22 protein-coding genes are annotated in these 20690 nt (G+C 73.4%); 16 read left to right on the forward strand and 6 right to left on the reverse strand.

Going from position 1 to position 20690, the window contains the following annotated elements; translation table 11 throughout:
* Nucleotides 1-3: 3 nt before the first annotated feature.
* Nucleotides 4-465: a MerR family transcriptional regulator gene (locus ACFW3D_RS15115; protein ID WP_500504577.1), complete on the reverse strand. Its 462-nt coding sequence runs from the start codon at nt 463-465 to the stop codon at nt 4-6.
* A gap of 61 nt (nt 466-526) precedes the next feature.
* On the opposite strand from ACFW3D_RS15115, the gene ACFW3D_RS15120 reads away from it, so the two are divergent.
* Entirely contained in the window at nt 527-1345 is an 819-nt protein-coding gene (locus ACFW3D_RS15120) for a serine hydrolase domain-containing protein (RefSeq protein ID WP_500504578.1), read from the forward strand.
* On the opposite strand, the gene ACFW3D_RS15125 is transcribed toward ACFW3D_RS15120, so the two are convergent.
* Both ACFW3D_RS15125 and ACFW3D_RS15130 read right to left on the reverse strand, forming a co-directional pair.
* Nucleotides 1317-2039: a cache domain-containing protein gene (locus ACFW3D_RS15125; protein ID WP_500504579.1), complete on the reverse strand. Its 723-nt coding sequence runs from the start codon at nt 2037-2039 to the stop codon at nt 1317-1319. The genes ACFW3D_RS15120 and ACFW3D_RS15125 overlap by 29 nt on opposite strands.
* 46 nt (nt 2040-2085) lie before the next feature.
* Nucleotides 2086-2826 (reverse strand): FadR/GntR family transcriptional regulator, encoded by a 741-nt coding sequence (locus ACFW3D_RS15130; RefSeq protein WP_500504580.1) that lies wholly within the window; start codon nt 2824-2826, stop codon nt 2086-2088.
* A gap of 112 nt (nt 2827-2938) precedes the next feature.
* On the opposite strand from ACFW3D_RS15130, the gene ACFW3D_RS15135 reads away from it, so the two are divergent.
* The 9 genes from ACFW3D_RS15135 to fabF all read left to right on the forward strand — a co-directional run bounded on the left by ACFW3D_RS15135 (nt 2939) and on the right by fabF (nt 11934).
* Nucleotides 2939-4027 (forward strand): ABC transporter ATP-binding protein, encoded by a 1089-nt coding sequence (locus ACFW3D_RS15135; RefSeq protein ID WP_500504581.1) that lies wholly within the window; start codon nt 2939-2941, stop codon nt 4025-4027.
* Complete coding sequence (locus ACFW3D_RS15140; RefSeq protein WP_500504582.1) at nt 4018-5217, forward strand: ABC transporter substrate-binding protein; 1200 nt, start codon at nt 4018-4020, stop codon at nt 5215-5217. Before ACFW3D_RS15135 ends, ACFW3D_RS15140 begins: the two co-directional genes overlap by 10 nt.
* A gap of 7 nt (nt 5218-5224) precedes the next feature.
* Entirely contained in the window at nt 5225-6115 is an 891-nt protein-coding gene (locus tag ACFW3D_RS15145; RefSeq protein ID WP_500504583.1) for an ABC transporter permease, read from the forward strand.
* 11 nt (nt 6116-6126) lie between these two features.
* The gene (locus ACFW3D_RS15150; RefSeq protein WP_500504584.1) at nt 6127-6942 is read left to right on the forward strand and encodes an ABC transporter permease; all 816 of its coding nucleotides are present in this window, start codon (nt 6127-6129) and stop codon (nt 6940-6942) included.
* Nucleotides 6943-7008: 66 nt separating this feature from the next.
* A complete protein-coding gene (locus ACFW3D_RS15155; RefSeq protein ID WP_500504585.1) occupies nt 7009-8208 on the forward strand; it encodes a PucR family transcriptional regulator in 1200 nt (399 codons plus the stop codon).
* A gap of 101 nt (nt 8209-8309) precedes the next feature.
* Nucleotides 8310-9245 (forward strand): ACP S-malonyltransferase, encoded by a 936-nt coding sequence (locus ACFW3D_RS15160; RefSeq protein ID WP_500504586.1) that lies wholly within the window; start codon nt 8310-8312, stop codon nt 9243-9245.
* 14 nt (nt 9246-9259) lie between these two features.
* Nucleotides 9260-10291 carry a ketoacyl-ACP synthase III gene (locus ACFW3D_RS15165; RefSeq protein ID WP_500504587.1) on the forward strand — a complete coding sequence of 344 codons (1032 nt, stop codon included), beginning with the start codon at nt 9260-9262 and terminating at the stop codon, nt 10289-10291.
* Nucleotides 10292-10364: 73 nt separating this feature from the next.
* Complete coding sequence (locus tag ACFW3D_RS15170) at nt 10365-10610, forward strand: acyl carrier protein (protein WP_018556746.1); 246 nt, start codon at nt 10365-10367, stop codon at nt 10608-10610.
* Nucleotides 10611-10674: 64 nt separating this feature from the next.
* Nucleotides 10675-11934 (forward strand): beta-ketoacyl-ACP synthase II, encoded by a 1260-nt coding sequence (gene fabF / locus ACFW3D_RS15175; RefSeq protein WP_500504588.1) that lies wholly within the window; start codon nt 10675-10677, stop codon nt 11932-11934.
* Nucleotides 11935-12001: 67 nt separating this feature from the next.
* Here the strand turns inward: fabF and ACFW3D_RS15180 are convergent, their stop codons facing one another.
* The gene (locus tag ACFW3D_RS15180) at nt 12002-12958 is read right to left on the reverse strand and encodes a beta-ketoacyl-ACP synthase 3 (RefSeq protein WP_500504589.1); all 957 of its coding nucleotides are present in this window, start codon (nt 12956-12958) and stop codon (nt 12002-12004) included.
* A 62-nt stretch (nt 12959-13020) separates the two neighbouring features.
* Here ACFW3D_RS15180 and ACFW3D_RS15185 point away from each other — a divergent pair, with 62 nt between their 5' ends.
* The 3 genes from ACFW3D_RS15185 (at nt 13021) to ACFW3D_RS15195 (ending at nt 15123) form a co-directional block, all read left to right on the forward strand.
* Entirely contained in the window at nt 13021-13623 is a 603-nt protein-coding gene (locus ACFW3D_RS15185; RefSeq protein WP_500504590.1) for a TetR/AcrR family transcriptional regulator, read from the forward strand.
* Nucleotides 13624-13695: 72 nt separating this feature from the next.
* Nucleotides 13696-14358, forward strand: a complete 663-nt coding sequence (locus tag ACFW3D_RS15190; protein WP_500504591.1) for a hypothetical protein — start codon at nt 13696-13698, stop codon at nt 14356-14358.
* 3 nt (nt 14359-14361) lie between these two features.
* Complete coding sequence (locus ACFW3D_RS15195; RefSeq protein WP_500504592.1) at nt 14362-15123, forward strand: bestrophin-like domain; 762 nt, start codon at nt 14362-14364, stop codon at nt 15121-15123.
* On the opposite strand, the gene ACFW3D_RS15200 is transcribed toward ACFW3D_RS15195, so the two are convergent.
* A complete protein-coding gene (locus ACFW3D_RS15200; RefSeq protein WP_500504593.1) occupies nt 15124-15999 on the reverse strand; it encodes an NAD(P)-dependent oxidoreductase in 876 nt (291 codons plus the stop codon).
* A 99-nt stretch (nt 16000-16098) separates the two neighbouring features.
* On the opposite strand from ACFW3D_RS15200, the gene ACFW3D_RS15205 reads away from it, so the two are divergent.
* The 3 genes from ACFW3D_RS15205 (at nt 16099) to ACFW3D_RS15215 (ending at nt 19386) form a co-directional block, all read left to right on the forward strand.
* Nucleotides 16099-16683, forward strand: a complete 585-nt coding sequence (locus ACFW3D_RS15205; protein WP_500504671.1) for a sigma-70 family RNA polymerase sigma factor — start codon at nt 16099-16101, stop codon at nt 16681-16683.
* Nucleotides 16680-17462, forward strand: a complete 783-nt coding sequence (locus tag ACFW3D_RS15210) for an anti-sigma factor (RefSeq protein ID WP_500504594.1) — start codon at nt 16680-16682, stop codon at nt 17460-17462. Before ACFW3D_RS15205 ends, ACFW3D_RS15210 begins: the two co-directional genes overlap by 4 nt.
* A 565-nt stretch (nt 17463-18027) precedes the next feature.
* Nucleotides 18028-19386 (forward strand): cryptochrome/photolyase family protein, encoded by a 1359-nt coding sequence (locus ACFW3D_RS15215; RefSeq protein WP_500504595.1) that lies wholly within the window; start codon nt 18028-18030, stop codon nt 19384-19386.
* 477 nt (nt 19387-19863) lie between these two features.
* On the opposite strand, the gene ACFW3D_RS15220 is transcribed toward ACFW3D_RS15215, so the two are convergent.
* Nucleotides 19864-20685, reverse strand: coding sequence for a DUF1295 domain-containing protein (locus ACFW3D_RS15220; protein ID WP_500504596.1), 822 nt, complete (start codon nt 20683-20685; stop codon nt 19864-19866).
* Nucleotides 20686-20690: the final 5 nt, after the last annotated feature.

The following is a 20690-nucleotide window of genomic DNA, read 5'->3' on the forward strand; positions in this document are numbered from 1 at the left end:
CGCTCATGCCCTCTCCGACGCCCGGCGGGCGTCAGCGTAGGTGTCGATCTTGTGGTCGAGGACCGCGAGGGTGTCCTGCAGCTCGGCGATCCGGCGCAGCACGTCGCGCCGGGTCGACTCCAGCAGCTCCTGCCGTTCGGGGAAGGTGTGCTGCCCCAGCCGCACCAGCTCGGCGTAGCGGACCATGTCCGCGACCGGCATCCCGGTCAGCCGCAGCTTGCCGACGAAGCCCAGCCAGTCGAGGTCGCGGTTGGTGAAGCGGCGCTGGCCGGTGTGGGAGCGGTCGACGTGCGGCATCAGTCCGATGCGCTCGTACCAGCGCAGCGTGTGCGCGCTCAGCCCGGTGAAGGCCACCACCTCGCTGATCGTGTAGCGGTCCCGGCCGTCCGGGAGGGGGTGCCGCGCCTCGTCGGCGCAGTCGCGTACGCTGCCGGGCTTGTTCTTGGCCACCTGCGTCACGGTCATGGGCTCCACGCTAAAACCCTGGAGTGCACTCCAGGCAAGGCCATTCGTTAGGCTCACGGTCATGCGGAGCCTGAGCAGCCTGAACGCGATCGAGAACTGGCCTGTCCCGACGGCCGCGGCGGCGGTCGTCCGCCGTGACGGCACGGTCCTGGGGACGTACGGCGAGACCGGACGGCGCTTCCGGCTGGCCTCGGTGACCAAGCCGCTGTCCGCCTACGCGGCACTGGTCGCGGTCGAGGAGGGCGCGGTCGAGCTGGACGAGCCGGCCGGCCCCGAGGGCTCGACCGTACGGCACCTGCTCGCCCACACCTCCGGCCTCGCCTTCGACGAGCACCGGGTGATGGCGGCACCCGGCACGCGGCGGATCTACTCCAACGCCGGCTTCGACGCCCTGGCCGACCACATCGCCAAGGCCAGCGGGATCCCCTTCGCCGAGTACCTGCGGCAGGCGGTGCTGGAGCCGCTCGGCATGCTCGCCACCGACTGCCCGGGCTCGGCGGGCGCCGGCGCGGTCTCCACCGTCGACGACCTGGTCCGCTTCGCCGCCGAGCTCCAGGCACCGCGGCTGCTCGCCCGGGAGACGGTCGCCGAGGCGACCTCGGTCGCCTTCCCCGGCCTCAAGGGCGTGCTGCCGGGCTACGGCGGCCAGAACCCCAACGACTGGGGGCTGGGCTTCGAGATCCGGGACCACAAGTCCCCGCACTGGACGGGCGCCTCGTCCTCGCCGCGCACCTTCGGCCACTTCGGCCAGTCCGGCACCTTCCTGTGGGTCGACCCCGGCGCCGGCGCCGCCTGCATCGTCCTGACCGACCGTAACTTCGGCGAGTGGGCCCTGCCGTTGTGGCCGGCGCTCACGGACGCAGTGCTGACGGAGCTGTGACCAGCGTCAGCGGGATCGGTCCGCAGGACCGGCCGCTGACACTGCGCAGGAGGGAACCGGCCAGGTGGCGGGGGTCGGTGGAGGCGGCGACCCGGCCGCGGGCGTTGACCAGGGCGGCCGGCGCCGGCAGGCGGCGCAGCAGGGGCAGCACTGCGGCCTCGAAGTGCCGCAGGTAGACATCGGCCGCGGCGACCCCGAGGAAGCGCCCGCCGTGCTGGACCGGCACGGACAGGGTGAGGCTGTACTCGTCGGAGCACAGGTAGTCCACGTACGGTCCGGCCACCGCGCGTTCGCCGGTGGCGCGGGGCAGGGCGAACCAGTCCCAGTGGGTGTAGTCGGAGTAGGCCGAGGTGCCCGGATCGAGGTCGGGCAGCAGCGGCCGCAGGCCGTCCTCGCCGTGGTTCTGCCACCACTCCAGCCACGCCGGTACGTCGCCGAGCAGCCCGGGTTCGGCGATAAAGCCGATGCCGGAGACCAGGTCGTGCCGGCGGCGCAGCCGCTCGTGCAGCAGGGGGCGCAGGGCGGCGAGGTCGGCTGTGGTGGGGGCCCGGCCGGCGGCGCGGACGGCCGCGATGGCGGTGGTGCGCTCGGCGACCCGGGCGACGTCGGTGAAGACGTCCTCCAGGGTGCCGCGGACCCGGTCCACGACGTCGGCGACGACCTCGTCGACGAGGGTGGTTGAGCTGACGGCCACGGCGGCTGCCTCCGGTGCGGGAGGACGGGAGGTGCGGACGCCCGGGTCAGCCGGTGACGGTCAGACGCAGTCCGATCAGGCGCTCCATCGCGTCCTGCACCCGCCGTTCGGCCAGGGACCGGGCCAGCTCCGGGTCGCCGTCGCGCACGGCGCGGAGCAGCGCACGGTGCAGCGCGACGACCTCCGCGCGGGCGTCGTCCTCCCCGAGTGCGAGACAGATTAGCGCTCCGATCTCCGCCTGGATACGGATCTCCTCCTTGGTGAGACGGGCCGACTGGGCGGCCGCGGCGAGTTCCACGTGCAGCCTGCCGTAGACGCGGCCGCGGGCGGCGAGTTCACCGGCGGCCTCGAACTCCTCCAGGGAGCGTTCCAGCGGGGCGAGGTCCTCCGGCCCGGTGCGCTCGGCGGCCAGCCGGGCGGCGGTGCCGGCGACGGCGGCCCAGTGGTCGGCGAGGTCGCGCAGTTCCTCGGTGCCCCAGTCGGCCAGCCGGTGGCCGAGCCGGGTGGTGCGCGGCTGGTCGGGGGCGGTGACGAAGCTGCCGCCGCCGCGGCCGCGGCGGGTGGTGACCAGTCCCTGCTGGCGCAGGGCCATAAGGGCCTCGCGCAGGGTCACCGTGGAGACGCCGAGACGGGTGGCGAGCTCGCTCTCGCCGGGGAGCTGCTCGCCGTCGGCGAGCAGGCCCAGCTCGATGGCGTCCGCGAGGCGCCGTACGACCGCGTCGACCCGGGCGAGGTTGCCGACCGGCGCGAAGACGGCGTGCAGCGCGCCATTCGAAAGTTTGCTCACCCGCCCACCTTCTCACTTGGTGAAAGTTTTACCCCGGCCAGGCCTTGTCCTCTGAAATATAACTTCATAGGTTTCCGGTCAATGCTCCGGCGAAGAGAAAGGTTCCCCGCCGATGGAGGGAACGGCCAAGGCAACGGACACCGGGACCCCCGCCGTACGCCTGAGGGACCTGCACAAGTCCTTCGGCCGGGTGCACGCGGTCGCCGGGGTGGACCTGGAGATCGCCGACGGCGAGTTCTTCTCGATGCTGGGCCCCTCCGGTTCCGGCAAGACCACGGTGCTGCGGATGGTCGCGGGCTTCGAGACCCCCAGCGCAGGCACCGTGGAGCTGGCCGGCCGGGACGTCACCCGGCTCGCCCCCTTCGAGCGGGACGTCAACACCGTCTTCCAGGACTACGCGCTCTTCCCGCACATGACGGTGGAGCAGAACGTCGCCTACGGGCTGAAGGTCCGCAAGGTGCCCAAGGCGGAACGGGTCGAGCGGACCCGCGCGGCGCTGGCCTCGGTCCGCCTGGAGGGGTTCGGCGGGCGCCGCCCGGCGCAGCTGTCCGGCGGCCAGCGGCAGCGGGTCGCGCTGGCCCGCGCCCTGGTGGGGCGTCCCCGGGTGCTGCTGCTCGACGAGCCGCTGGGGGCGCTCGACCTCAAGCTGCGCGAGCAGATGCAGGTCGAACTGAAGGCGATCCAGCGCGAGGTGGGCATCACCTTCGTCCTCGTCACCCACGACCAGGAGGAGGCGCTGACCCTCAGCGACCGGATCGCGGTCTTCAACGGCGGCCGGATCGAGCAGGTCGGCAGCCCCGCCGAGGTGTACGAGCGACCGGCGACGCCCTTCGTCGCCGGCTTCGTCGGCACGTCCAACCTGCTCAGCGACGACGGCGGGACCTACAGCGTCCGCCCGGAGAAGATCCGCCTGCTGGGTCCCGGCGGCCCCTCGGACGTCCCGGAATCCCCGGACGCCTCCGACGACGGGCTGCGCACCGTCTCCGGCACCGTCGCCGAGGTCGTCTACCTCGGCGACGTCACCCGCTTCCTGGTCGACCTCGACGAGGGCGGCCGGCTGACCGCCCTGCAGCAGAACCAGGAGACCTCCTCGGCCGACGTCGCCGCCTACCGGGGAACCCGCGTCCGCCTCCAGTGGCACCGCCGGCACAACGTCACCGTCCAGTCCCCCCACCCGGAAACGGAGTCCACGTGCGTCTGACCCGTACCCTCGCAGCCTGTACCCTCCTGGCCCTGGCCACCGCCTGCGGCGGGTCGTCCCCCTCCGAAAAGGGCGCCGGCTCCTCCGGCGGCGCCTTCACCCCGCCCAAGCTCAGCGCGCCGAAGGCCCTGGGCAAGACCGAGGGCGCGGTCAACCTGATCGCCTGGGCCGGCTACGCCGAGGACGGCTCGAACGACAAGTCCGTCGACTGGGTCACCCCGTTCGAGAAGGAGACCGGCTGCCAGGTCAACACCAAGGTGGCCGGCACCTCCGACGAGATGGTCAGCCTGATGAAGACCGGCCAGTACGACGCCGTGTCGGCCTCCGGCGACGCCTCGCTGCGCCTCATCGCCTCGGGCGACGCGGCGCCGGTCAACACCGACCTGGTCCCGAACTACAAGGACGTCTTCGCCAGCCTGAAGATGCAGAAGTGGAACTCTGTGGACGGGGTCGCCTACGGCATCCCGCACGGCCGCGGCGCCAACCTGCTGATGTACCGCACCGACAAGGTCTCCCCCGCCCCCACCTCCTGGTCGGCGGTCTTCGACAAGGCCTCCCCGTACAAGGGCCACGTCACCGCGTACGACTCCGCCATCTACATCGCGGACGCCGCGCTCTACCTGATGAAGACCAAGCCGGACCTGGGCATCAAGGACCCGTACGCACTGGACCAGAAGCAGTTCGACGCCTCCGTCGCCCTGCTGAAGGAGCAGAACGCCGGCGTCGGCGAGTACTGGAGCGACTACCTCAAGGAGATCTCCTCCTTCAAGAGCGGCGACTCCGTGATCGGCACCAGCTGGCAGGTCATCGCCAACCTCGCCAAGGCCGAGAAGGCACCGGTCGAGGCGGTCCTGCCGAGCGAGGGCTCCACCGGCTGGTCCGACACCTGGATGGTCTCGGCCAAGGCCCAGCACCCCAACTGCGCCTACAAGTGGCTGGACTGGATCGTCTCGCCGAAGGTGAACGCCCAGGTCGCCGAATGGTTCGGCGAGGCCCCGGCGAACGAGAAGTCCTGCGCCCTGACCTCGGACAAGAACCACTGCACCGTCTTCCACGCGGCCGACGAGCCGTACTGGAAGCAGGTGCACTTCTGGAACACGCCCATCCCGCAGTGCCTGGACGGCCGCACCGGCGTCCGTTGCGTGCCCTACGCCAAGTGGGTTCAGGCCTGGACCGAGATCAAGGGCTGAGACGTCCGTGACCACCACGTCCACCACGACGGGCGGCACCCCCGGGCGGCGGCTGGCAGGTTCCCTGCACCGCCGCCCGCGGCTGCGGCTGTCGCTGCTGCTGTCCGCCCCGCTGCTCTGGCTGGTGCTGGCCTACCTGGGCTCGCTGGCCGCGCTCTTCCTCTCCGCGTTCTGGACGACCGACCCCTTCACCTCCGACGTGGTCAAGGTCTGGAGCACCGACAACTTCCGCACCGTCCTCACCACCGGCGTCTACCGTGACGTCGCCCTGCGCAGCATCGGCGTCGCGGTCGCGGTGACGGCGATCGACGTCGTCATCGCCTTCCCCATCGCCTTCTACACCGCCCGGGTGGCCGCTCCGAGGTACCGGCACCTGCTGGTCGTCGCCGTGCTCACCCCGCTGTGGGCGAGCTACCTGGTCAAGGCGTACGCCTGGCGGATCATGCTCTCCGAGGGCGGGCCGCTGGACTGGGCGCTCGAGCCCTTCGGTCTGAGCGGTCCCGGCTACGGCCTGCCCGCGGTGATCATGGTGCTGGCCTACCTGTGGCTGCCGTACATGATCCTGCCGATCCACGCCGGGCTGGAACGGCTGCCGGCGGGCCTGCTGGACGCCTCCGCCGACCTCGGGGCCCGTACCTGGCGCACCTTCCGGTCCGTGGTGCTGCCGATGGTGCTGCCCTCGGTCGCGGCCGGCTCGGTCTTCACCTTCTCGCTCAGCCTCGGCGACTACATCGCCGTGCAGATCGTCGGCGGCAAGACCCAGCTGATCGGCAACGTCGTCTACTCCAACATCACCCTCGACCTGCCGCTCGCCGCGGCGCTGGGCACCGTGCCGGTCGCGGTGATCGTCGTCTACCTGCTGGCCATGCGGCGCACCGGCGCGCTCCGGAGTCTGTGAGGGCCGTCACCGTGCAACTCTCCCGTCCCGCCCGCATCGGCCTGCGCGTCGCGGCCGCGCTGGGCTTCGCCGTCATCTACCTGCCGCTGCTGCTCGTCCTGCTCAACTCCTTCAACGCCGCCCGCGGCTTCGGCTGGCCCCCCTCGGGCCTGACCCTGCACTGGTGGGCCGACGCCTGGCACAGTTCCGGCGCCCGCTCCGCACTGTGGACCTCGGTCAAGGCGGGCCTGGGTGCGACGGCGGTCTCCCTGGTCCTCGGCACCCTGATCGCCTTCGCCGTCTCCCGGTACCGCTTCTTCGGGCGGGAGGCGCTCTCCTTCGTCGTCGTACTGCCGATCGCGCTGCCCGGCATCGTCACGGGCATCGCCCTCAACACCGCGTTCCGCACGGTGCTGGAGCCGCTCGGCGTGGGGCTCGGGCTGTTCACGGTCGTCGTCGGCCACGCCACCTTCTGCGTCGTGGTGGTCTTCAACAACGTCGCGGCCCGGCTGCGGCGCACCGCCGGCTCCTACGAGGAGGCGGCGATGGACCTGGGGGCCGACACCTTCCAGGTCTTCCGCGACATCACCTTCCCGCTGGTGCGCACCGCTCTGCTGGCGGGCGGCCTGCTCGCCTTCGCCCTCTCCTTCGACGAGATCGTCGTCACCACCTTCACCGCGGGTCCCGGCGTCCAGACCCTCCCCGTGTGGATCTTCAGCAACATGGCGAGGCCGCAGCAGGCGCCCGTCGTCAACGTCGTGGCCGCGGTGCTGGTCGTCGCCTCGGTGATCCCCGTCTACCTCGCGCAGCGGCTGTCGGCGGACTCCGCGTCGGGCGGCCGCCTCTGAGCCACCGATGCCCGGAGGTGAGGGGTCCGTGCCATGCATCCGCCCGGATAAGGCAGGCTTGTACCCGTGCCAGAACCCGCGCTGAACGCATTCGACCCCGCCCGCGACCACTCCCACTCCGCCACGCTGAAGAGGCTGGAGAAGTCCTCGGGACGCCTGGCGGCGGCCGCGATCGCGCGGATGGACGCGCAGCTGCCCTGGTACCGGGCCATGCCCCCGGAGAACCGCTCGTGGATCGGGCTGGTGGCGCAGGCGGGCATCGCCGCCTTCACGGAGTGGTTCCGCCACCCGGAGACCCCGCAGGCGATCAGCACCGATGTCTTCGGCACCGCCCCGCGGGAGCTGACCAGGGCGATCTCGCTGCGCCAGACGGTGGAGATGGTGCGCACCACCATCGAGGTCATGGAGACGGCGATCGACGAGGTCGCGGCCCCCGGCGACGAGTCGGTGCTGCGCGAGGCGCTGCTGGTGTACGCACGGGAGATCGCCTTCGCGACGGCCCAGGTCTACGCCCAGGCCGCCGAGGCGCGCGGCGCCTGGGACGCCCGGCTGGAGTCCCTGGTGGTCAACGCGGTGCTCTCCGGCGAGGCCGACGAGGGCGTGCTGTCGCGGGCGGCGGCGCTCGGCTGGAGCTCCCCCGACAAGATCGCGGTGGTGCTGGGCACGGCACCCAACGGCGACAGCGAGCTCACCGTCGAGGCGATCCGGCGGGCGGCGCGGCACGCCAAGCTGCAGGTGCTCACCGGAGTGCTCGGCGACCGGCTGATCGTGGTCGCGGGCGGCGACGGGGACCCGTTGCGCGTCGCCAAGGCGCTGATCGGGCCGTTCGCGGCCGGACCGGTGGTGGCCGGGCCCCTGGTGGGCGACCTGCTGGCGGCCGCGAAGTCCGCGCAGGCCGCGGCCGCGGGCCTGCGGGCGTGCGCGGCCTGGCCCGACGCGCCTCGCCCGGTGCTCGCCGACGACCTGCTCCCGGAGCGCGCGATGGCGGGCGACCGACACGCCCGCGATCAGCTGGTGGAGGAGATCTACAGGCCGTTGGAGGAAGCTGGTTCGGCACTGCTTGAGACTCTGTCCGTCTACCTCGAACAGGCCTCGTCGCTGGAAGGAGCCGCCCGGATGTTGTTCGTTCACCCCAACACCGTTCGTTACCGGCTCCGACGTGTGACGGACGTCACCGGCTGGTCGCCCTCGGACGTACGCTCCGCATTCACCCTACGTATCGCGCTCATCCTGGGCCGACTCTCCGAGTCGGGGCACACACCCTAGATACACTCAGGGCGTTTGTGGGACACCAACAAATCGCCCGTCGGTTCTTGGTCCCTGTCCCCACGGGCGGGGATCACCCCGGTCAAGAGAGAGTTGAAAGCGTGCTCGTACTCGTCGCTCCCGGCCAGGGTGCCCAGGCCCCCGGCTTCCTGAACCCGTGGCTCGAACTCCCCGGCGTCGCCGACCGCCTCGCCGGTCTGTCCTCGACCGCCGGACTCGACCTCGCCCACTTCGGCACCAAGGCCGGTGCCGAGGAGATCCGTGACACCGCCGTCGCCCAGCCGCTGCTGGTCGCGGCCGGTCTGATCGCGGCGGAGCAGCTGTTCGGGGACCCGGCCGCCGCGCGTTCCGCGCTGGGTGCCGTGGCCGGTCACAGCGTCGGCGAGATCACGGCGGCGGCCGTGGGCGGCGTACTGAGCGCCGAGGCGGCGATGACCTTCGTCCGCACCCGCAGCACCGCGATGGCCCAGGCCGCGGCCGTCACCGAGACGGGCATGTCGGCCGTGCTCGGCGGCGACCCCGACGCGGTCGTCGCCCACCTGGCGAACCTCGGCCTCACCCCGGCGAACATCAACGGCGCCGGCCAGATCGTGGCGGCCGGCACGGCGAAGCAGCTCGCGGAGCTGACCTCGGACAAGCCGGAGAAGGCCCGGGTCATCCCGCTGAAGGTGGCCGGCGCGTTCCACACCCACCACATGACCCCGGCCGTGGCCGTGCTGGAGGAGCTGGCGCAGTCGCTGGCGGTCTCCGACCCCGCGCTGCCCTACGTGTCCAACGCCGACGGCGCGGTCGTGTCCTCCGGCGCCGAGATCGTCTCCCGCCTGGTGTCGCAGGTGTCCAACCCGGTGCGCTGGGACCTGTGCATGGAGACCTTCAAGGAGCTCGGCGTCACCGCGATCATCGAGCTGGTGCCGGGTGGCACCCTGGTGGGCCTGGCCAAGCGCGCGCTGCCCGGCGTCGCGACCCTGGCCCTGAAGACCCCGGACGACCTCGAGGCCGCCCGCGCGATCGTGGCCGAGCACGGCACCCAGGAATAGGAGTCCTCCCAGACATGGCGAAGATCAAGCCCAGCAAGGGCTCCCCGTACGCCCGCATCATGGGCGTCGGCGGCTACCGGCCGACCCGTGTGGTGCCCAACGAGGTGATCCTGGAGAACATCGACTCCAGCGACGAGTGGATCCGCTCCCGCTCCGGCATCGCCTCCCGGCACTGGGCCGGCCCGGACGAGACGGTCGCCGAGATGTCGGTCGTCGCCGCGGGCAAGGCCATCGCCGACGCGGGGATCTCGGCCGAGGACATCGGGGGCGTCATCGTCGCCACCGTCTCGCACTTCAAGCAGACCCCGGCCGTCGCGACCGAGATCGCGCACCGGATCGGCGCGGGCAAGCCGGCCGCCTTCGACATCTCGGCGGGCTGCGCGGGCTTCACGTACGCCGTGACCCTCGCCAAGGGCATGGTCACCGAGGGCAGCGCGAAGCACGTCCTGGTGATCGGCGTCGAGCGGCTGAGCGACCTGACGGACAAGACGGACCGCGCCACCGCCTTCCTCTTCGGCGACGGCGCCGGCGCCGTGATCATCGGCCCGGCCGACGAGCCCGAGATCGGCCCCACCGTCTGGGGCTCGGAGGGCGACAAGTCCAACACCATCACCCAGACCGTCGCGTGGGACCGCTTCCGCGTGGGCGACGTCTCGCAGCTGCCGGTGGGCGAGGACGGGGAGCTGAAGTTCCCCGCGATCACCCAGGAGGGCCAGACCGTCTTCCGCTGGGCGGTGTTCGAGATGGCCAAGGTGGCCCAGGAGGCGCTGGACGCCGCCGGGATCACCGCGGACGACCTGGACGTCTTCATCCCGCACCAGGCGAACATGCGCATCATCGACTCGATGATCAAGGCGCTCAAGCTGCCGGAGCACGTCGCGGTCGCCCGCGACATCGAGACCACAGGCAACACCTCCGCCGCGTCGATCCCGCTCGCGATGGAGCGCCTGCTCGCCACCGGACAGGCCAAAAGCGGCGACACGGCACTGATCATCGGTTTCGGGGCAGGGCTCGTATACGCCGCCACTGTCGTTACCCTCCCCTAGGCAACACCCACGCGGCGCGCACTCCCGCCCGCCGCAGCCCGTAGTAACCAGCACGAAGAAGGAGAGCGCCGCCATGGCCACCCAGGAAGAGATCGTCGAGGGTCTCGCGGAGATCGTGAACGAGATCGCCGGCATCCCGACCGAGGACGTCCAGCTGGACAAGTCCTTCACCGACGACCTGGACGTCGACTCGCTGTCCATGGTCGAGGTCGTCGTCGCCGCCGAGGAGCGCTTCGAGGTCAAGATCCCGGACGACGACGTCAAGCAGCTGAAGACCGTCGGCGACGCCGTCGACTACATCCTCAAGGCTCAGGCCTGAGCCTGAACCACCCCTGGACGACGTGTCTGTCGCCCGCCCTTCTAGACGTGGAGAGACAATCCCTGTGAGCCCGACCAATCACACCGTGGTCGTCACCGGTATCGGCGCAACCACTCCGCTGGGCGGGGACAGCGCGTCGACCTGGGAGGCGCTGATCGCCGGACGTTCCGGCGTCACCCCCCTGAAGCAGGACTGGGCCGCCGAGCTGTCGGTGCGCATCGCCGCGCAGATCGCCGTGGAGCCGCTGGAGGTCCTGCCCCGTCCGCTGGCCCGCAAGCTGGACCGCTCGGCGCAGTTCGCGCTGATCGCCACCCGCGAGGCCTGGGCCGACGCGGGCTTCACCGCCAAGGCCGGCGAGGACAGCTCGGTCGACCCCGACCGCCTGGGCACCGTCATCGCCTCCGGCATCGGCGGCGTCACCACGCTGCTCGACCAGTACGACAACCTCAAGAACTCCGGCCCGCGCAAGGTGTCCCCGCACACCGTGCCGATGCTGATGCCCAACAGCCCCTCGGCCAACGTCGGCCTGGAGGTCAACGCCCGCGCCGGTGTGCACACCCCGGTCAGCGCCTGCGCCTCCGGCGCCGAGGCCGTCGGCTACGCGTACGAGATGATCCGCTCCGGCCGTGCCGACGTGGTCGTCGCCGGCGGCACCGAGGCGGCCATCCACCCGCTGCCGATCGCGGCCTTCGCCAACATGATGGCGATGTCGAAGAACAACGACGACCCCGAGGGCGCCTCCCGCCCGTACGACAAGGGCCGTGACGGCTTCGTCCTCGGTGAGGGCGCGGGCGTCGTGATCCTGGAGTCGGCCGAGCACGCCGCCAAGCGCGGTGCCCGGGTCTACGCCGAGGTGCTGGGCCAGGGCCTGTCGTCCGACGCCCACCACATCGCGCAGCCGGAGCCCACCGGCCGCGGCATCGCCGCCGCGCTGGAGCAGCTGATCGCCGCGACCGGCCTGGACCTCGCGCAGATCGCGCACCTGAACGCGCACGCGACCTCCACCCCGCAGGGTGACGTCGCCGAGGTCAAGGCGCTCCGCAAGGTGCTCGGCGACCACCTCGACCACGTGGCCATCTCCGCCACCAAGTCGATGACCGGCCACCTGCTGGGTGGCGCCGGCGGCATCGAGACGGTCGCCACCGTCCTCGCCCTGCACCACCGGATCGCCCCGCCGACGATCAACATCGCCGAGCTGGACGAGGAGATCGACCCCGGTCTGGTCTCCACCGAGGCGCGGAAGCTGCCCGAGGGCCCGATCGTGGCCATCAACAACTCCTTCGGCTTCGGCGGCCACAACGTGGTCATGGCCTTCAAGGCCTGAGCCGTACGGCACCCCTGAGGGCCGGTCAGCCGCTCGCGCGGCCGACCGGCCCTCGGTCGTTCCCGGGTCAGGGGCAGCCGACGACCTGCCCGGCCCAGGACAGCCCACCGCCGAAGCCGAGCAGCAGGACGGGAGCGCCCGCGGTGAGCTCGCCGCGCTCGACGAGCTTGGAGAAGGCGAGCGGCACGGAGGCCGCCGAAGTGTTCCCGGAGTCGACGACGTCACGGGCCACGACCGCCTGCGGGGCACCCAGTTGGCGTACGACGGCCTCGATGATCCGCAGGTTCGCCTGGTGCGTCACGATGCCGCCGAGGTCGCCGACGGCGACGCCCGCACGCCGGCAGGCCTCCTCGGCGATCGGGGCCAGGGTCGTGGTGGCCCAGCGGAAGACCGCCTGGCCGTCCTGGGCGAAGCGGGGCTGCCAGGCGCCGGCCAGCCGTACGGCGTCGGCACGGGTGGGGTCCGAGCCCCACACGACCGGGCCGATGCCGGGGAGCGTGCCCGGGGCGGCGTCCACGGCGCTGACGACGGCCGCGCCGGCCCCGTCGCCCAGCAGGACGCAGGTGCTGCGGTCGCTCCAGTCGGTGAGGTCGGACATCTTCTCGGCGCCGATGACCAGGGCGTGCCGGGCCGCGCCGGCCCGTACGGAGTGGTCGGCGGCGGCGAGCGCGGTGGTGAAGCCCGCGCAGGCGTTGTTGAGGTCGTAGGAGGCGGGGGCCGTCATGCCGAGCCGGGCCGCGACCCGGGCGGCGGTGCTGGGGGAGCGGTCGACGGCGCTGGAGGTGGCGACGACGACCAGGTCGACCTCGGAGGGGTCCAGGCCGGCCGCGGCGAGGGCCTTGCCGGCGGCGGCGACGGCCAGGTCGGCGACCGTCTCGTCCTCGTCGGCGATGTGCCGGGTCGCGATGCCGGTGCGCTGCCGGATCCAGGCGTCGCTGGTGTCGACCATGGTGGCCAAGTCGTCGTTCGTGAGGACACGTTGCGGCTGGTGGTGACCGAGGGCGGCGATGCGGGATGCAGTCATGACGGAACTATAGCGACCGATCGGTCGGACTCTAAATGGGGAGAGGTGGCTACGATGGCCGCATGAGCCCACGCAAGTCCGCCGCCGAGGCGCGCCACACCCGCGAGCGGATCATCGAGCGCAGCGTCGCGGTCGCCTCCGTGGAGGGCCTGGAGGGCCTCACGATAGGCCGGCTCGCGACCGACCTCGGGATCAGCAAGTCGGGGCTGCTGGGGCACTTCGGCACCAAGGAGGCCCTGCAGATCGCGGCCCTGCGGCGGGCCTCGGAGATCTTCACCCGCGCCGTGTGGGTGCCCGCCGCGGGGGCCGCCCCCGGCCTCGCCCGGCTCACCGCGATCTGCGAGGCCTGGGTGACCTATCTGGACCGCGAACGCGAGGCCTTCCCCGGCGGCTGCCTGTTCACCGCCTCCGCCGTGGAGTTCGACGGCCGCGAGGGACCGGTCCGGGACGCGGTCGCCCGGCTCTACAGCGTCTGGCGCCGCCGGCTGACCCGCGACATCCGGGCCGCCGTGGAGCACGGCGAGCTGCCGCCCGGCACCGACCCGGAGCAGCTCGTCTTCGAGCTGAACGGGATCTACTTCTCCCTCAACCACGCCGTCCAGCTCTTCGGCGACCGGAGCGCCCCCGACCGCGCCCGGCGTGCGCTGCAGCGCGTCCTGAGCTGACGAATCAGCCCTTCGGGGGGATTGGCCGGGTCCCCCGGATGGGCGCGCGCGGCGCCGCGCAGGATCTTGTCCATGAGCATCTGGCTGAGGGGGGCCGGCCTCACGGCGGCCGCGGCGCTGACGGTGCTGGTGCCGGGGGCGGCCGGGGGGACGGCGTACGCGCACGATCCACCCGGGCCACCGGGCCCGCCCGTGGTCCGGTTCCTGCCCGACGGCACCGTGCGGGTCGAGACCGGCGGCGGCGCCGTCCGGGTGGAGACCCGTAACGGGGAGACGCGGGCCCGGATCACGCACGGCGGGGACACCGTGGACGCGCGCACGGGCAAGGGCGGATCGTCCGCGACCGTCCGGCGGCGGCACTGCCCCGCCTACGAGTCGACGGTGAACGCCCGTACGGACAGCGGCGGTTCACGGGGTTCGGTGTCCTGGCGGCACCCCTGCGGTCCGCCGCCCCGCCCCACTCCGGCGCGTCCCGTGCGCCGCGCACCGGCTCCCGCGCCCACGCCGACCCCGACCCCGACTCCCACGCCGACACCCACGCCGAGCCCGACCCCCACCCCGACGCCGACCCCGACGCACCGCGCGGAGCTCCCGCCGGTCGCCTACCGCAAGGCGAGCGCGCCGCCCCCGCCCGAGGGGCCGAGCATCGTCCAGCTCATGCTGCTCGTCACCGCCCCGGCGGTGCTGTCCGCCGCCGCGCTCAAGCCCCGCTCCCAAGCCCGCTCACGGAGGTGATCGATGTCGGACTGGCTCGTCCTGGGCATCGCGATGGCCGCGGCCTGCGCCGTGGTGCTGACCATCGTGCTCATCAACCACCGCCGCCTCGGAGATGACGACGACCCGTCGGAGACCCCCGACGTCATCGAGTACATGACGATGATGATCGGCGTGGTGTACGCCATCGTCCTCGGCCTCGCCATCGCCGGCGTGTGGGAGGCCCGCGGCGGCGCCGAGGACACCGTCCACCGCGAGACCCAGGCCCTGCACGAGGTGCGGCAGCGCGTCCAGGTCTACCCGGCCGCCGTCCGCGACCAGGTGCGCGCCGACGTGGACTCGTACGTCTCCTACGTCGCGCACACCGAACTGCCCTACATGATCGAGCACGGGGAGAACACCCGGCGCGGCTCGGAACTCCTCGACAAGGTGCGGCGCGACGTGACCGGCTTCGAACCGCGCACCGCGCTGGCCAACCAGGCGTACCAGCCGGTCGTCGACCAGGTCGCGGCCGCCGACGACGCACGTACCGCACGCGGCGAGAACGCCGGACCGACCATGCCGGGGGTGGTGTGGTTCGGCCTGATCACCGGCGCCCTCGTCGCGGTGGGGCTGATCTTCAGCCTGCAGATCAGACGCTCCCGGCGGGAACTCGTCCTCGCCGGGCTCTACAGCGCCCTGATCGCCTTCCTGCTCTTCCTCATCTGGGACCTGGACGCCCCCTTCGGCCGGGACGCCGCCGAGGCGGCGGCGTCCTTCACCAGCCTCTTCCCGCACATCGGGTGATCACTTCTCGAAGCTCGCGAAGTACGAGGCCGCCATGTCCTCCTCGCCGTGGCCGAGTTCGGCCGCACGGCGGAAGCGCTCGGCGCCTGCCGCGGCCACGTCGAGCCGGACCCCCACGGACTCCCCCGCCTCCACGATCAGCCGGGCGTCCTTCTCGGCGGTGTGCACGGCGAAGCTGGGGGTGAAGTCGCCGGCCAGGATCGACGCCGCCTTCGCCTGCAGGTAGCCCATGTCGAGGGGGCCGCCGGAGACGGCCCGGAGGAAGTCGGCCGCTTCCACGCCGAGGCCCTTCGCGAGCGCGAGGGCCTCGGCGGTGCCGTGGGTGACGGTCAGCACCCAGCTGTTGATCACCAGCTTCAGACGGCTGGCCGCGCCCTCGGCCGCGTCCTCCCCCACCCACACGGTGCGGCTGCCGATCGCGTCGAAGACCGGCGCCACCGCCTGCCGGGCCTCCTGCGGCCCTGCGGCCAGCACCAGGAGCTGCCCGTTCTCCGCGGGCTGCCGGGTGCCCAGCACGGGCGAGTCCAGGAAGACGACGCCGTGCTCGCGCGCGAACTGCGCGAACGCCCCGAGGGCGCCCACGCCCGCGGTGGTGGACTGCGCCCACACCGCGCCCTTCCGCAGCGCCGGCGCCGCCTGCCGCATCGTCTCGAGGGCGGAGTCCGCGTCGTGCAGGATGGTCAGCACCACGTCGGCGCCGTCCACCGCCTCCGCGGGGGTGGCGGCGACGTGTGCGCCGTCCTTGCCGAGCGGCTCGGCCTTCTCCTTCGTACGGTTCCACACGCGGACGTCGAGGCCGGCCCTGACGAGGTTGCGGGCCATCGCGGCACCCATGATCCCGGTGCCCAGAACTGCTGCTGAGGTGGTGTCGGACATGACTGCCACGGTACGACGGACCAATCCGAAACGCTCGCGGCGCCGAATGCCGGACGCGAGACTTGTCCGCGACACACGGAATCGAACGCTGGAGGTGTGGTGAGGGAACCGCTGCGGTTCGGCAGGCCCAAACGGCAGGGTCCGGACCTCTCGGAGCTGCTGCTCGCCGTCGCGCGCGGCAACCAGGAGGCCTTCGCCCGGCTGTACGACGCCGTGAGCGGGCCGGTGCTCGGGCTGGTGCGCGGAGTGCTCAGGGACCCCGCCCAGTCGGAGGAGGTGACGCAGGAGGTGCTGGTGGAGGTGTGGCGCACCGCCGCCCGCTTCCGTCCGGAGAAGGGCAGCGCGATGACGTGGGTGATGACCCTGGCCCACCGCAGGGCCGTGGACCGCGTGCGGTCCGCGAACGCGGCGGCGGACCGCGAGCACAAGGCTGCGCTGCTGGAGCGCACCCCCGCCTACGACGAGGTCACCGAGCAGGTCGAGGCCCGGCTGGAGGCCGAACAGGTGCGGCGCTGCATGCGCACCCTCACCGAGGTGCAGCACCAGTCCGTGACCCTCGCCTACTACCGGGGGCTCACGTACCGGGAGGTCGCCGAGTTGCTGTCGCTGCCGCTGGGCACCGTCAAGACCCGGCTGCGGGACGGCCTGATCCGGCTGCGCGACTGCCTGGGGGTGACCGCGTGAGCACCGAGGCGGAACTGCACACCCTCACCGGCGCCTACTCCGTCGACGCGCTGACGCGGCACGAGCGCGCGGAGTTCGAACGCCACCTCGCGGAGTGCGAGGCCTGCGCGCTGGAGGTGCGCGAGCTGGCCGCGACCGCCGCCCGCCTCGGCCTGGCCGCGGCCGAGCCCGTGCCGCCCCGCATGAAGGACGACGTCATGCGGCTGATCGTCAACGTGCGGCAGGAGCCGCCGTCGGTGCCCGAGCCGCCGCGCGCCGCGACGCGCGCGATGCGCCGCCGCGCACCGCGGCCCGCCCGGCGCCGGGTCCGCTTCGCCCTGGCGGCCTGCATCGCCGCGGCCGCGGCGCTGGGCGGGGTCGCGGTCTGGCAGCAGCAACAGCTCGGCGACCTGCGCCAGGAGAACCGGCAGACCCAGGCCCAGGCTGAGCAGATCTCCCGGGTCCTGGCCGCCCCCGACGCCGTCACGACCTCCGCGAAGCTCGCGGGCGGCGCCAGCGGCACGGTCGTCGTCTCCCGCAGCCAGGACCGCGCGGTCTTCTTCGCCCACGGCATGCCCGCGCTGAGCGGCGACCGGGTCTACCAGCTCTGGTACGCCGACGGCGACACGATGCGCTCCGCGGGCCTCATGCCGAAGCCGTCCGGCGGCGACACCACCCAGGCGGTCCTCCTCCAGGGCACCGTCGACGGCGCCTCCGGCATGGGCATCACCGTCGAGCCCCCCGGCGGCTCCCCCCGCCCCACCTCCGACCCGCTGGCCCTGATGAACTTCCCGGCGTGACGCCGCCGCGCCGCGCACCACGCCGCACCCCGTCCGGTGCGGTGCGCGGGGGCGGGCCGCCCGGCCGGAGGCACGGCGTCGCCCGCGACACGGCACCCCGGCCGGACCCCGGGCAGCGCCCGCCCCCGAGGACAGCGCCACGCGAGCACCCGCACGACCACTCCGTGACGGCAGGGCTCCGCCCATCGAAGCTCGGGGAGCCCCCGTCCCCGAGGGCAGCCGGGCGAGCCCCGCCCACGGGACACAGCCGTGCCCGAGCGCCCGGGGACGCCCCATACCGGCCACCCGGCCCGACGCAGGGTCACGCAGCCTCGCCTGCGGCTGCCCTGCGGCGCGGCCCGCCGCCCGAGGACCGGAAGGCCTGGAGCCCCAGGAGAGCCCGGCCCCCGTGGGGCGAGGGCCCCGCGCGGGGGACACAACGCCGCCGTGGGGGCGCTCGCGAGGACATGGCTCCCCGGGTTACGCCCCGCGCTCGCGGGGCGCGGCGGGGCGCCTCACGCCGCCGGGAGGGGCGGCGCCATAGGCTCGCCGGGCGCGAACACCGGCCAGGAGGAGTGCACCGGACGTGACGACGACGTCGATCTGCCTGTTCACCGCCGATCTGCGGCTGCACGACAACCCCGTCCTGCGCGCCGCCCTCGACTCCGCGGAACAGGTCGTCCCCCTGTTCGTGCTCGACGAGGCCATCGAGGCCGCGGGCTTCGCCGCCCCGAACCGCGCCGCGTTCCTCGCGGACTGCCTCGCCGACCTGGACGCGGGGCTGCGCAAGCGCGGCGGGCGGCTGGTGCTGCGCCGCGGGGACGTGGCGCGCGAGACGTGCCGGCTCGCTGAGGAGACCGGTGCCGGACAGGTGCACATCGCCGCCGGGGTGAGCCGCTACGCCGCGCGGCGCGAGGAGCGGCTGCGGGAGGCGCTGTCCGGGGCGGGGCGCGAACTCCGTGTGCACGACGCCGTGCTGACCGCGGTGCCGCCCGGTGCGGTGACCCCTGCCGGCAAGGACAGCTTCGGGGTGTTCACCCCGTACTTCCGGCGCTGGGACACCGTGGACCTGCGCGAATCTCTGGGCGCGCCCCGCGTGGTCCGCGTCCCGGACGGTGTGGCGTCCCGGCCGCTCCCGGAGGCACCGAAGGACACGTCGCCGGGGCTGCCCGGGGGCGGGGAGACCGAGGCCCGCGAACGCTGGCGGGCCTGGCGGACGTCGGGGCTCGCCGCGTACGAGGACCGCCACGACGACCTCGCGGGCGACGCCACCTCGCGCCTCTCGCCGTACCTGCACTTCGGGTGCCTGTCGGCCACCGAGCTGGTACGACGCGCCCGCGACGCCGGCGGGCCCGGCGCGGACGCGTTCGTACGGCAGTTGGCCTGGCGGGAGTTCCACCACCAGGTGCTCGCCGCCCGCCCCGACGCCGCCTCCCGGGACCTGCGGACGCGCGGCGACCGCTGGCGCGGCGACGGACCCGAGGCGGACGCGTGGCGCGAGGGCCGCACCGGCTACCCGGTGATCGACGCCGCGATGCGGCAGTTGCGGCACGAGGGCTGGATGCACAACCGTGCCCGGCTGCTGGCCGCGAGCTTCCTCACGAAGACGCTGTACGTGGACTGGCGGATCGGCGCCGCGCACTTCCTGGGGCTGCTGGTGGACGGCGACGTCGCCAACAACCAGCTGAACTGGCAGTGGGTGGCCGGCACCGGCACCGACACCCGCCCGAACCGGGTGCTCAACCCCCTGGTGCAGGCCCGCCGTTTCGACCCTGACGGCGCCTACGTGCGCCGCTGGGTGCCGGAACTGGCGGAACTGCGGGGCGGCGCCGTGCACCGCCCCTGGCAGCTCCCCGAGGCCGAGCGGGCCGCCCTGGACTACCCCGCCCCCCTCGTGGACCTCGACGAGGCCCTCGCCCGCTTCCGCGCCGCCCGCGGCAAGTAGCCGCCCCCGGCGCGGCGTCCGACCGCCCCTCGCGTCGTCCACCCCGGCACCGCGCTCGACGCGCTTCCGTAGGCCCCGCGGCAAGCGGCCACGCCCCGCCCGCACCACCGCCCACCCACCCGCCCGCCCGCGGAGAGCGGCACCCGGGCCGACCGCCCCGACGCGCCCTCAACTCCCGCCCGCCGGAGGGCGCCCCCCGGCCCCACCCCGGCGCGGCGTTCTCTGCCGCCGTGAACACGCGCAGCGGGCAGCCGGCGCCACCCGGCTCCCCCGCCTCCGGCGCAGCCGCGGCTCCCGGCCGCCCCGAAGCGCTGCGCCCAGGCCTGCAGCGCACCCGCCCGCTGCCGCAGCGCCCAGGGCACACAACCGCTTCGCACGGACGTCCCTCGCGCCGGCCGGGACCGGGCACTCGGCTCCACGCCGCAGCCGCCCCCACCCGCCCGGACCCGCACTCGGCCCGCGGCCGTCGGCAACCCCTCACCCCGGCGCGGCACCGCCCCGCCTGCGTGGGGGACGGGGGAAGAACCCGCTGGTGCGGGAGGCGTAGTCGGCCCAGCCGGAGCGGTCCGCCATGTGGCGTTCGAGCAGGGCCTTGCCGCTGCCCCGGGTGAGCAGGTACGACATCAGCAGGGGCGAGACCGCCGACACCGCCGCGGCCTGCCAGGCGTCGCAGGTGAGCGCGAACAGGCCCCACCAGACGCAGAAGTCGCCGAAGTAGTTGGGGTGCCGGGTCCAGCTCCACAGGCCGCGGTCCATGAGGCGGCCCCGGTTGGCCGGGTCGGCCTTGAAGCGGGCCAGCTGGTGGTCGCCGACGGCTTCGAAGAGCAGGCCCGTGAGCCAGAGCAGCCCGCCGACCGCGGCCGCCGGGCCGACCGGGCCGGGGATGTAGGAGGCTGCCTGGACGGGCAGCGAGACGACCAGGACGAGCGCCCCCTGCAGCAGGTACACCGCGCGGAAGGCGTAGGCGGCCCGGTTGCCGCGGGCCTTGGCCAGGAAGGCCTCGTAGCGGGGGTCCTCGCCGTGGCCGCGGCCGCGGCGGGCGATGTGGACGGCGAGCCGCAGGCCCCAGACGGCGGTCAGCGCGAGCACCAGCGCGCGCCGCACCGGGTCGCCGTGCCCGGCGGACATGCCGTACGCGGAGGCGGCGACCGCGGTGAAGGCCACGCCCCAGGCGACGTCCACGTAGCGGTGCCTGCCACGGGACAGCGCGAAGGCGAAGGTGGCGAGCATGACGGCGAGCGCGGCCCCGGCCGCCACCGGCACGCCCGCCCCGAACGCGCCCCAGGGGAAGCCGTCCATGGCCC

Origin of the sequence: Streptomyces sp. NPDC058864, assembly GCF_042742985.1 — a bacterium.
In the GTDB taxonomy this organism is placed as follows: domain Bacteria; phylum Actinomycetota; class Actinomycetes; order Streptomycetales; family Streptomycetaceae; genus Actinacidiphila.

What these genes read in the sequence shown, in the direction of transcription:
- ACFW3D_RS15170 (WP_018556746.1), top strand. Translation starts at nt 10,365, where the DNA reads ATGGCCACCCAGGAAGAGATCGTCGAGGGTCTCGCGGAGATCGTGAAC.
- ACFW3D_RS15135 (WP_500504581.1), top strand. Translation starts at nt 2,939, where the DNA reads ATGGAGGGAACGGCCAAGGCAACGGACACCGGGACCCCCGCCGTACGC.
- ACFW3D_RS15120 (WP_500504578.1), top strand. Translation starts at nt 527, where the DNA reads ATGCGGAGCCTGAGCAGCCTGAACGCGATCGAGAACTGGCCTGTCCCG.
- ACFW3D_RS15165 (WP_500504587.1), top strand. Translation starts at nt 9,260, where the DNA reads ATGGCGAAGATCAAGCCCAGCAAGGGCTCCCCGTACGCCCGCATCATG.
- ACFW3D_RS15195 (WP_500504592.1), top strand. Translation starts at nt 14,362, where the DNA reads ATGTCGGACTGGCTCGTCCTGGGCATCGCGATGGCCGCGGCCTGCGCC.
- ACFW3D_RS15115 (WP_500504577.1), bottom strand. Translation starts at nt 465, where the DNA reads ATGACCGTGACGCAGGTGGCCAAGAACAAGCCCGGCAGCGTACGCGAC.
- ACFW3D_RS15190 (WP_500504591.1), top strand. Translation starts at nt 13,696, where the DNA reads ATGAGCATCTGGCTGAGGGGGGCCGGCCTCACGGCGGCCGCGGCGCTG.
- ACFW3D_RS15200 (WP_500504593.1), bottom strand. Translation starts at nt 15,999, where the DNA reads ATGTCCGACACCACCTCAGCAGCAGTTCTGGGCACCGGGATCATGGGT.
- ACFW3D_RS15185 (WP_500504590.1), top strand. Translation starts at nt 13,021, where the DNA reads ATGAGCCCACGCAAGTCCGCCGCCGAGGCGCGCCACACCCGCGAGCGG.
- ACFW3D_RS15220 (WP_500504596.1), bottom strand. Translation starts at nt 20,685, where the DNA reads ATGGACGGCTTCCCCTGGGGCGCGTTCGGGGCGGGCGTGCCGGTGGCG.
- ACFW3D_RS15180 (WP_500504589.1), bottom strand. Translation starts at nt 12,958, where the DNA reads ATGACTGCATCCCGCATCGCCGCCCTCGGTCACCACCAGCCGCAACGT.